Origin of the sequence: Pseudomonas sp. GV105, assembly GCF_003058185.1 — a bacterium.
Taxonomy (GTDB): domain Bacteria; phylum Pseudomonadota; class Gammaproteobacteria; order Pseudomonadales; family Pseudomonadaceae; genus Aquipseudomonas; species Aquipseudomonas veronii.
Window position 1 is genome coordinate 61,926 of record NZ_QBUF01000005.1, and the last position, 10,174, is coordinate 72,099.

9 protein-coding genes are annotated in these 10,174 nt (G+C 60.5%); 6 read left to right on the forward strand and 3 right to left on the reverse strand.

What is annotated here, in order from left to right; all coding sequences use genetic code 11:
* On the forward strand, positions 1–456 hold the full coding sequence (locus tag C8K66_RS10895; RefSeq protein WP_017845147.1) for a YaiI/YqxD family protein: 456 nt from the start codon (positions 1–3) through the stop codon (positions 454–456).
* Here C8K66_RS10895 and elbB read toward each other — a convergent pair.
* The gene (gene elbB / locus C8K66_RS10900) at positions 453–1,118 is read right to left on the reverse strand and encodes an isoprenoid biosynthesis glyoxalase ElbB (protein ID WP_046381678.1); all 666 of its coding nucleotides are present in this window, start codon (positions 1,116–1,118) and stop codon (positions 453–455) included. The two genes, C8K66_RS10895 and elbB, sit on opposite strands and share 4 nt — an antisense overlap.
* Positions 1,119–1,233: 115 nt before the next feature.
* Between elbB and C8K66_RS10905 the strand changes: the two genes are divergently transcribed.
* Positions 1,234–2,469, forward strand: coding sequence for a sterol desaturase family protein (locus C8K66_RS10905; protein ID WP_108524828.1), 1,236 nt, complete (start codon positions 1,234–1,236; stop codon positions 2,467–2,469).
* Here C8K66_RS10905 and C8K66_RS10910 read toward each other — a convergent pair.
* Positions 2,450–3,097 (reverse strand): DedA family protein, encoded by a 648-nt coding sequence (locus C8K66_RS10910; RefSeq protein WP_017845144.1) that lies wholly within the window; start codon positions 3,095–3,097, stop codon positions 2,450–2,452. The genes C8K66_RS10905 and C8K66_RS10910 overlap by 20 nt on opposite strands.
* A 207-nt stretch (positions 3,098–3,304) precedes the next feature.
* Here C8K66_RS10910 and hemB point away from each other — a divergent pair, with 207 nt between their 5' ends.
* Together hemB and ppk1 are read left to right on the forward strand one after the other, a co-directional pair.
* Complete coding sequence (gene hemB / locus C8K66_RS10915; RefSeq protein ID WP_057003998.1) at positions 3,305–4,318, forward strand: porphobilinogen synthase; 1,014 nt, start codon at positions 3,305–3,307, stop codon at positions 4,316–4,318.
* Positions 4,319–4,336: 18 nt separating this feature from the next.
* The gene (ppk1, locus tag C8K66_RS10920; RefSeq protein ID WP_046381681.1) at positions 4,337–6,562 is read left to right on the forward strand and encodes a polyphosphate kinase 1; all 2,226 of its coding nucleotides are present in this window, start codon (positions 4,337–4,339) and stop codon (positions 6,560–6,562) included.
* Between the two features lie 143 nt (positions 6,563–6,705).
* Here ppk1 and ppx read toward each other — a convergent pair whose 3' ends face one another.
* Positions 6,706–8,208 (reverse strand): exopolyphosphatase, encoded by a 1,503-nt coding sequence (gene ppx / locus C8K66_RS10925; RefSeq protein WP_017845141.1) that lies wholly within the window; start codon positions 8,206–8,208, stop codon positions 6,706–6,708.
* Between the two features lie 481 nt (positions 8,209–8,689).
* On the opposite strand from ppx, the gene C8K66_RS10930 reads away from it, so the two are divergent.
* Positions 8,690–9,349: a DUF1120 domain-containing protein gene (locus C8K66_RS10930; protein WP_046381682.1), complete on the forward strand. Its 660-nt coding sequence runs from the start codon at positions 8,690–8,692 to the stop codon at positions 9,347–9,349.
* A 106-nt stretch (positions 9,350–9,455) separates the two neighbouring features.
* On the forward strand, positions 9,456–10,172 hold the full coding sequence (locus C8K66_RS10935) for a fimbria/pilus chaperone family protein (RefSeq protein ID WP_206614658.1): 717 nt from the start codon (positions 9,456–9,458) through the stop codon (positions 10,170–10,172).
* Positions 10,173–10,174: the final 2 nt, after the last annotated feature.

Below are 10,174 nucleotides of genomic sequence, written 5' to 3' on the forward strand. Positions count from 1 at the left end.
ATGCGCGTGTGGATCGACGCCGATGCTTGCCCGCGCGCGGCCAAGGACCAGGTGGTGAAGTTCGCCCTCAAGCGTCAGTTCGAGGTGGTGCTGGTGGCCGGGCAGAGCCAGATCAAGCCGGCCTTCGCCTGCGTTAAGCTGATCGTGGTGCCCAGCGGCCCGGACGCGGCGGATGACTACCTGGTGGAGCACGCGGTGCCCGGTGAGCTGGTGATCTGCAGCGACGTGCCCCTGGCTGACCGCCTGGTGAAGAACGGCGTGACGGCTCTCGACCCGCGCGGCAAGGAATTCAGCCCGCAGAACATGAGTGAGCGGCTGGCGGTGCGTAACCTGTTCACCGATCTGCGCGAGCAAGGCCAGATGGGCGGTGGTCCACCGCCCCATGGGGAAAAGGACAAGCAAGCGTTCGCCAACGCACTCGACCGCCTGCTCACACGCTTGATGCGGGCCGGTTAATCGTTTTCGTGGGTCAACTCCAGCACCCGATCCACCAGCTTGTTGATGCCTGACGCAACTTCGCTGATGTTCTTGCCGAGCATATAGGCGGGAGTGCTGACCAGCTTGCGCGCGGTGTCTTCGACGATATCTTCCACCGCGCATGCCTGGTGGTGGGCGCCCATCTTGTCCAGCGCGGCGGCGGTGTCGGCATCGTTGCCGATGGTGCAGGTCACCCCCGGGCCATAGATCTTCGCGGCCAGGGCCGGCGAGATGCAGATCAGTCCCAGCGGCTTGCCCGCTTCGACAAAGGCTTCGGCCAGCGCCAATACCTGCGGGTTGAGGCTGCAACCGGCGCCTGCGCTGGCAAAGTTCGACAGGTTCTTCGCCGCGCCAAACCCGCCAGGCACGATCAGCGCGTCGAAATCCTCGGCGTTGGCTTCACGAATGTCTTTCACGTCGCCCCGGGCAATGCGGGCGGACTCCACCAGCACATTGCGCGACTCGGGCATTTCTTCGCCCGTGAGGTGGTTGATCACGTGCAACTGTGCGATGTCGGGTGCAAAGCATTGGACCTGAGCGCCGCGCTGATCCAGGCGCAGCAGGGTGATCACGCTTTCGTGGATTTCTGCACCGTCGTACACGCCACAGCCGGAAAGGATCACTGCAATCTTTTTGCTCATGGGCATTTCTCCTGATTCATGGCGTTAAATGTCTACTAATTTGTCATCTGTTGCCAATGGGAACTCTCGCCGCAGCCCCTAATCTTGATGCAATAAAAACAGACCGGACTAGCCCATGGACTTCGTGCCTTACGCGGTACCGTTTTTCATCGCCTTGATCGTGGTTGAACTGCTCGTAGACCGTTGGCGCGGCGCGCGCAATTATCGGGTGGCGGATGCCATCAACAGCCTCAGCACTGGCGTGCTGTCCACCACCACCGGGCTGCTGACCAAGGGCGTGGGATTGCTGACCTACGCATTCGCCCTCAAGCACCTGGCGCTGATCGAGCTGTCGGCCGAGAGCGTCTGGACCTGGGTGTTCGCCTTTGTGTTCTACGACTTCTGCTATTACTGGCTGCATCGCTGCGGTCACGAGCGCAATATCCTGTGGGCCGCGCATTCGGTGCATCACCAGAGCGAGGACTACAACCTCACCACCGCCTTGCGCCAGACCAGCACCGGCTTTCTGCTGAGCTGGATCTTCTATCTGCCTCTGGCCGTGCTCGGCGTGCCGCTGGTGGTGTTCATCAGCGTAGCTTCGCTCAACCTGCTGTATCAATTCTGGGTCCACACCCGCCATGTGCCCAAGCTCGGCTGGTTCGAGTGGTTCTTCGTCACCCCGTCCAATCATCGGGCCCACCATGCACAGAACGCTCTCTACATGGATCGCAACTACGGCGGGGTGTTCATTATTTGGGACCGGCTGTTTGGCTCGTTTCAGGAAGAAGACGAAAACGAGCCGGTGATCTTTGGCGTCACCACCCCCTTGGCCAGTTGGAACCCGCTGTGGGCCAACCTGCAGTTCTATGCGCAGTTGTGGAGTGACGCGCGGCGCACGCAAAGCCGTTGGGACAAGCTGCGCATCTGGTTCATGCGTACCGGCTGGCGGCCGGCCGACGTGAAGGCCAACTACCCGTTGACCAAGCCGGACTTGAGCCAGTTCCGCAAATTCGAGGTGCCGCTGGATATGCGGCAACAGGTGTACGTCGCCCTGCAATTCGCGGTGTATGTGGGGTTTGGCAGTTATCTGATGAACGTCGGCGAAGGGCTGCCCACGGCGGCGTTGGTGCTGGGCTGGAGTGCAATGGCGTTGGGCCTGTTCAGCCTGGGCGTCGCCCTGGAGAACCGCCCGTGGGCGTTGAAGGCGGAACTGGTGCGCCTGGGCCTGAATGTGCCGTTGGTATGGCTGGCGCCGCTGGTCGGGCTTTGGCCGGCCAGCCACCTGGGCTGGCCGGGTCTGTTGAGCTACAGCTTGCTGAGCCTGATTGGCCTCTACTGCTGCCGAGGCCGGCTTACTCGACTGGCGTCTTAGGCGGCTCGGCCGGGCTGGTCTCACTCAATTGTGCGGCCGCCAGTCGGGCCTTGGCGTCGGCACAGGCTTGACGGGCGATGCGCGCGTTCTTGAACCGCCGCCGCAGCCAGAGAACCAGGCCCAGCAGTAACAACGCACCCAGCACCCACAGCTCGTACTTCTTGATGCTACCCAGCATGCCTTCCAGCACCGCGCCGAAATGGTACGCCGCCGCGCCGAGTGCCGCCGCCCAGACCGCCGCGCCAATGCCGTTGAGTAACAGGTAGCGCAAGGGCGGATAGCCGGACAGGCCAATCGCCACGGGCATCACCGTGCGCAATCCGTAGACAAAGCGGAAGCTCAACACCCAGATATCCGGGTGCTTGCGGATATGTTCCAGGGCTTTGTCGCCCATCAATTGCCAGCGCGGTTTACGTGCCAACAGTTTGCGGCCGTGCTTGCGCCCCATGTAATACCAAAGCTGGTCGCCGGCGTAGCTGCCAAAAAAAGCAACGACCACCACCAGGTTGATATCCATGTACCCACGGAACGCCAGGAAGCCTGCGAGAACGAGTATGGTCTCGCCTTCGAAGAACGTCCCGAGGAAGAGGGCAAAGTAGCCGAAGTCATGCAGAAATTGTTGAAGCATGGTCTGGGTGCTGGCGAAATGAACGCGCAGCCTACGCCTTCGCGATCATTCGTGAAAGTATCGAGATGTGTCACGAAGTGAACAATTCCTACAGAAACGCCGAATGCGACTACAGGTCGCATCGTTAAGCACAACTGTCATACCTTCGTCATAATGGCCGCTTATAACTGCAACACTCGCCCGTAAACGCGGGCTCAGGAGTCTGTCGTGAGCTTTACCCCTGCCAATCGCCTGTTTCCCGCGACCCGTCTGCGTCGCAACCGTCGTGATGATTTTTCTCGCCGTCTGGTCCGTGAAAACGTACTGACCACGAATGATCTGATCCTGCCGGTCTTTGTGCTGGACGGGGAAAACCGTCGGGAAGCCGTGGCGTCGATGCCGGGTGTCGAGCGCTTGACCATTGATTTGCTGCTGGAAGAGGCGGCGAACTGGGTCGAGTTGGGGATTCCGGCGCTGGCGCTGTTCCCTGTCACGCCTGCTGAACTCAAGTCCCTCGATGCAGCCGAAGCCTGGAACCCGCAAGGGATCGCCCAGCGCGCCACCCGTGCGTTGCGTGAGCGCTTCCCGGAATTGGGGGTGATCACCGATGTGGCCCTGGACCCGTTCACCACCCACGGGCAGGATGGCATCCTGGATGAAGACGGCTACGTGCAGAACGACATCACCGTCGACGCGCTGGTCAAGCAAGCCTTGTCTCATGCCGCCGCCGGGGCCCAGGTGGTCGCGCCGTCGGACATGATGGACGGCCGCATCCAGGCGATCCGCGAAGCCCTGGAGCTGGCCGGCCACGTCAATGTGCGGATCATGGCCTACTCGGCCAAATACGCCAGTGCCTACTATGGTCCGTTCCGCGATGCGGTGGGCTCGGCCCTGAACCTGGGCAAGGCCAACAAAGCCTCGTACCAGATGGACCCGGCCAACAGCCATGAAGCCCTGCACGAAGTGGCCGCCGACCTGGCCGAAGGCGCCGACATGGTGATGGTCAAGCCCGGGATGCCTTACCTGGACATCCTTTATCGGGTCAAAGAGGAATTCAAGGTGCCGACCTTTGTCTATCAGGTCAGCGGTGAATACGCCATGCACATGGCCGCGATCCAGAATGGTTGGTTGAGTGAAGGGGTGATCCTCGAATCCCTGACAGCCTTTAAACGTGCTGGCGCTGATGGCATTCTGACCTACTTCGCCGCCCGCGCTGCCCAATTGCTTAGAGAGCAACAATAGCCCTCACAGGAACACTCGATGAATACCGAAGGACTCTCAGAAGTTGCCGTAAAAGACGCCCACCCGGTGGTCGAATCCGTCGCCGAGACCCCGCCGGTGCCGGAGCCGGCGCCGCCGGTGGTGGTCGCCGAAGCGCCGGCCCCGGCGCCAGCGCCTGCCGTGGTGACCAACCTGGATGACAGCAGCCTGTACATTCACCGTGAGTTGTCACAACTGCAATTCAACATCCGCGTGCTGGAACAGGCGCTGGATGAGTCCTATCCGTTGCTGGAACGCCTGAAATTCCTGCTGATTTTCTCCAGCAACCTGGACGAGTTCTTCGAGATCCGCGTCGCCGGCCTCAAGAAGCAGATCACCTTCGCCCGTGAACAAGCCGGCGCCGATGGCCTGCAACCGCATCAAGCCCTGGCGCGCATCAGCGAACTGGTACACGGGCATGTGGATCGCCAATACGCGATCCTCAACGACATCCTGCTGCCGGAACTGGAAAAACATCAGGTCCGCTTCATCCGTCGTCGCCACTGGACCACCAAGATCAAGACCTGGGTGCGTCGCTACTTCCGCGACGAGATCGCGCCGATCATCACGCCGATCGGTCTCGACCCGACTCACCCGTTCCCGTTGCTGGTCAACAAGAGCCTGAACTTCATCGTTGAGCTTGAAGGTATCGACGCCTTCGGTCGCGATTCCGGCCTGGCGATCATCCCGGCACCGCGTCTGCTGCCACGGATCATCAAGGTACCGGAAGAGGTGGGGGGCGCTGGCGATAACTATGTATTCCTGTCGTCGATGATCCACGCGCACGCCGATGACCTGTTCCAGGGCATGAAGGTCAAGGGCTGCTACCAGTTCCGCCTGACCCGTAACGCCGACCTGGCGCTGGACTCCGAAGACGTCGAAGACTTGGCCCGCGCCCTGCGCGGCGAGCTGTTCTCGCGGCGCTACGGCGATGCGGTGCGTCTGGAAGTGGCCGACACCTGCCCGAAACATCTGTCGGACTACCTGCTCAAGCAGTTCAACCTCGGCGAGAGCGAGCTGTACCAGGTCAACGGCCCGGTCAACTTGACGCGCCTGTTCAGCATCACCGGCCTGGACAGCCACCCGGAGCTGCAATACACGCCGTTCACGCCGCAGATCCCGAAACTGCTGCAAAACAGCGAAAACATTTTCAGCGTGGTCAGCAAGCAGGACATCCTGTTGCTGCACCCGTTCGAGTCCTTCACCCCGGTGGTCGACCTGTTGCGCCAGGCCGCCAAGGACCCGCATGTACTCGCCGTGCGCCAGACCCTGTACCGCAGCGGCGCCAACTCGGAGATCGTCGACGCCCTGGTGGACGCTGCGCGTAACGGCAAGGAAGTCACCGCGGTGATCGAACTGCGCGCGCGCTTCGACGAAGAGTCCAACCTGCAACTGGCCAGCCGCCTGCAAGCGGCCGGCGCGGTGGTGATCTACGGTGTGGTCGGGTTCAAGACCCACGCCAAGATGATGCTGATCCTGCGCCGCGAAGCCGGTGAGATCGTGCGTTACGCGCACTTGGGCACCGGCAACTATCACGCCGGTAACGCCAAACTCTACACCGACTACAGCCTGCTGACCTCCGACGACGCCTTGTGCGAAGACGTCGGCAAGTTGTTCAGCCAGTTGATCGGCATGGGTAAGACGTTGCGCATGAAGAAGCTGCTGCATGCGCCGTTCACCCTGAAGAAGGGCATGCTCGACATGATCGCCCGCGAGACCCAGTTCGCGCTCGACGGCAAACCGGCGCACATCATCGCCAAGTTCAACTCGCTGACCGATCCGAAGATCATCCGCGCGCTGTACAAGGCCAGCCAGTCCGGCGTGCGTATCGACCTGGTGGTACGCGGCATGTGCTGCCTGCGGCCGGGCATCGCCGGGGTCTCGCACAACATCCATGTGCGCTCGATCATCGGGCGCTTCCTGGAGCACACGCGGGTGTTCTACTTCCTCAACGGCGGGGAGGAGCAGATGTACCTCTCCAGCGCCGACTGGATGGAGCGCAACCTCGACAAGCGCGTGGAGACGTGCTTCCCGGTGGAAGGCAAGAAGCTGATCATGCGGGTCAAGAAAGAGCTGGAAAGTTATCTCACCGATAACACCCACAGCTGGAGCCTGCAGTCGGACGGCCGCTACGTGCGCAACACGCCGACCGGCAACCAGAACCCGCGCAGCGCCCAGGCCACCTTGCTGGAGAGGCTGGGTAGCCCGATTCTCGCGGTGAATTAACCGACCTAATGTGGGAGGGGCGGTGCGACGATTCGACTTGCCCCCGATGGCGGCAGTTCAGTCAAAGTACCAAGTGACTGACACACCGCCATCGGGAGGTCGAATCGTCGCACCGCCCCTCCCACATGTATTTTCGGTGTTCTTTAGCGCACGTTCAGGCTGAAACCCACCCGCGTCAGCCACTCCGCTTCCTGGGCGAAGTCCGCCTGGGTCAGCTGGTTTTCCTCCAGCCAGCCTTCCGGGAACACCACGTCGAGGCTGTCGCCGCTGGCGCGCAGGGTCACCTGGGGCATTTCCTGGGTGCCACGGATGTGGTGGAACAGGATCGCAAAGCGCAGCAGCACGCATAGGCGGATCAGCTTGATGCCTTCGTCACCGAATTCGGCGAACTTGTCCTTGGGGATATTGCGGCGATGGCCGCGTACCAGCAGCGCGAGCATCTGCTGGTCTTCCCGGGAGAAACCGGCCAGGTCGGAGTGCTCGATCAGGTAGGCGCCGTGCTTGTGGTAATGGTAGTGGGCGATATCCAGGCCCACTTCATGCACCTTGGCCGCCCAGCCCAGCAGTTCGCGCCATACACCGTCTTCCAGGTCCCAGTCCGCGGCCACCTGGTCGAAGGCATGCAGGGCTTTGCGTTCCACGCGGGCCGCTTGTTCCAGATCGGCGTGATAGCGCTCCATCAACGAGCTGAGGGTGCGCTCACGCACGTCCTCATGGTGATGACGGCCGAGCAGGTCGTAAAGCACACCTTCGCGCAGGGCGCCGTCGCAGTGGTCCATGCGTTGCAGTTCGAGGGCGTCGAAGATCGCTTCGAGAATCGCCAGGCCCGCCGGGAAAATCGTGCGGCGGTCGGGCTTGATGCCATCGAAGTCGATTTTTTCGGCATCTCCCAGCTTGAACAGCTTGCGCTTGAGCCACGCCAGGCCTTCGGCGTTGACCTCGCCGGTGCCATGGCCGCCGGCTTTCAAGGCCAGGCCGATGGCACGGATGGTGCCGGACGAGCCGATCGCTTCATCCCACGACAGGCGATGCAGGGCGTGCTCGATGCTCATGATCTCCAGCCGCGCCGCCGTGTAGGCCTGGGCATAACGCGCCGGGGTGATCTTGCCGTCCTTGAAATAACGCTGGGTATAGCTGACGCAGCCCATCTGCAGGCTTTCGCGCAGCAGCGGCTCGAAGCGCTGGCCGATGATGAATTCGGTACTGCCGCCGCCGATGTCCGCCACCAGGCGCTTGCCGGGGGTGTCGGCCAGGGTGTGGGACACGCCGAGGTAGATCAGGCGCGCTTCTTCGCGTCCGGAGATGACTTCCACCGGGTGCCCGAGGATCTCCTCGGCGCGGCGGATGAATTCGCCCCGGTTACGGGCTTCGCGCAACGCGTTGGTGCCGACGATTCGCACAGCACCCGGGGGCATGCCGTTGATCAACTGGGCAAACCGCTTGAGGCAATCGAGCCCGCGCTGCATGGATTCTTCATTGAGCTGGCGCGCGTCGTCGATTCCGGCAGCCAGTTGGACTTTTTCGCCTAGCCGCTCAAGGATGCGGATTTCGCCGTTCTGGGCCTTGGCCACGACCATATGAAAGCTGTTGGAGCCCAGGTCGATGGCGGCGATCAGGGACAGATTCTTGGCTTGGGATTGCGGCATGGTTAGAGGGTCTCGGTCGATAACCTGACCATCGTGCCACGATCGACCGCTGGAGCCAACGCGTAGCGCTCCGGTAATTTTCCTAAGGGTGTCTGCGAGGAATTCTTGTGGGAAATGTAGGGTGGGTTTCTAAATATCCAATGAATGGGGTTTTAGTTTTGTAGGAGTTTTTAACTAGTTGTTGTTGTAAAGCTTTTTATGATTTTCCCTACAGAGTGCTTGTTGATGTTCCTTTGGTTTTTTTGTTTAGGACTACCTCGCGGTCGGGTAAAGGCGACTCTTTGTTTTTACGGCTCCCACACTAACTGATGTGTTATCTGATTCTTTAATGAAGTGCCAAAGCGACAGACTGTCACCCGGCAATATTGCCTGGGTGTTATTTATTTATAGTCGTGCAGGTCCGGAGAAATAAGCCGTTTGGCGCTGGACTTGCCGAGAGATAAATAAAGAACGCCTGATAACTTTCAGTGACAGGTCGAATATGAAAAAAATTGTTGGATTGACTCTCGGTCTCGCTTGCCTGGCTGCGGCCATCAGTGCTAACGCATCCACCAGTGCCGAACTGGTCGTCAGGGGCACGATCAAACCCGCTGCCTGCAACCTCAGCATGACTGGCGGCGGCATTATCAATTACGGCGATATTCCTTCGGGCCAACTCTCCCAGACGGCGTTCAACCCGCTTCGGGAAATGACCACGCCCCTGTCCGTCAATTGCGGTACCGGCAGCGCTCCGTTCGGGCTGACCTTCACCGACCTGCAGGCCGGCAGCAGGGTAACGGGCATTCTCAGCGCCCTTGGCGCAGGCTATACCGAGGTGCATAACTTCGGCTTGGGTTCGGTCGCTGGCAAAAATACCGGTGGTTATGCGGTTACGCTCAGGGACCTCAGATCGCCGAGCAAAACGCTGACGGCTATTACACGTGTCGGCGAAGGCGCGGCCTGGCAGAGCAGTGATGGCAAAGTCGCGAAATCGCCTAACCAATCTTCGTGGCGCAGTGGCACTTCGCTCATTCCGGCCGAACTCTCTCAACTGACCGGGACTATCGCAGTACGGGCCGTGATCAACAAAGGCCAAGACTTGAACCTGGCTCGCGACGTTACTCTTGATGGTCGCGCAACGCTTACTTTGGTTTACCTCTAAGCGGCTGAAATACAGCCGATCAAAGAACGCACGCGTTCTGATCGGCTGTTTTCATGTGGGTGCTTGGCTATCAATTGCCAACTTCATGGTCTGCGGGGAACACTGAGTGCGTAGTCTTTCAGTAATAAATAATCTGCTGTTGTTGTGTGCAAGTGTGTGCCTGTGTTTTACCGGCATGGTATTGGCGGACGGAATGTTGCCGGAAACCTCGGTTGTGGTTCTTTATGAGGAACAAGGCGAGGCCACGATAAATATCAAGAACACCGATTCGGGGCCGGCGCTGCTTCATTCAGTCGTACTGAACGTGCCCGAAGACGTAGAGCCCCTATTGATTGTCACGCCGCCTATTGCGCGTGTGGAACCCGGTGAAACCCAGTTGGTGCGTTTCATCAGCACCTTGGAAGCACCGCTGAAGACCCAGCGCTTGAAGCGTGTGTCCTTCGAGGGTATTCCGCAGGCGCGTGCCGCAGGGGGTGCGACCATCGGTATCACCCTTCGGCAGAATCTGCCGCTGATCCTGCACCCCAAAGGCTTGCCTCAACATCACACGCCCTGGGAGCTGCTGAAGTGGCGGCGGGCAGGAGAGAGGCTCGCTGTTCACAACGACAGTGCTTATGTGGTGCGCCTGGCGCCGGAGGTGCAGTTGCTGCCCCAACGGGTTCTGGCGACGTTGCCGCGTGCTTACATTTTGCCGGGGGAGGCGTTGACGGCGAAGGTTGACGGAACATTGGACGGCTTGGCCGAAGTCGAGATCCAGCCCGCCACGGTCTATGGGTTTTCGGTGGACAGCTACCGCGCCCCGATCAGTACCGATGGGGGTTGAGC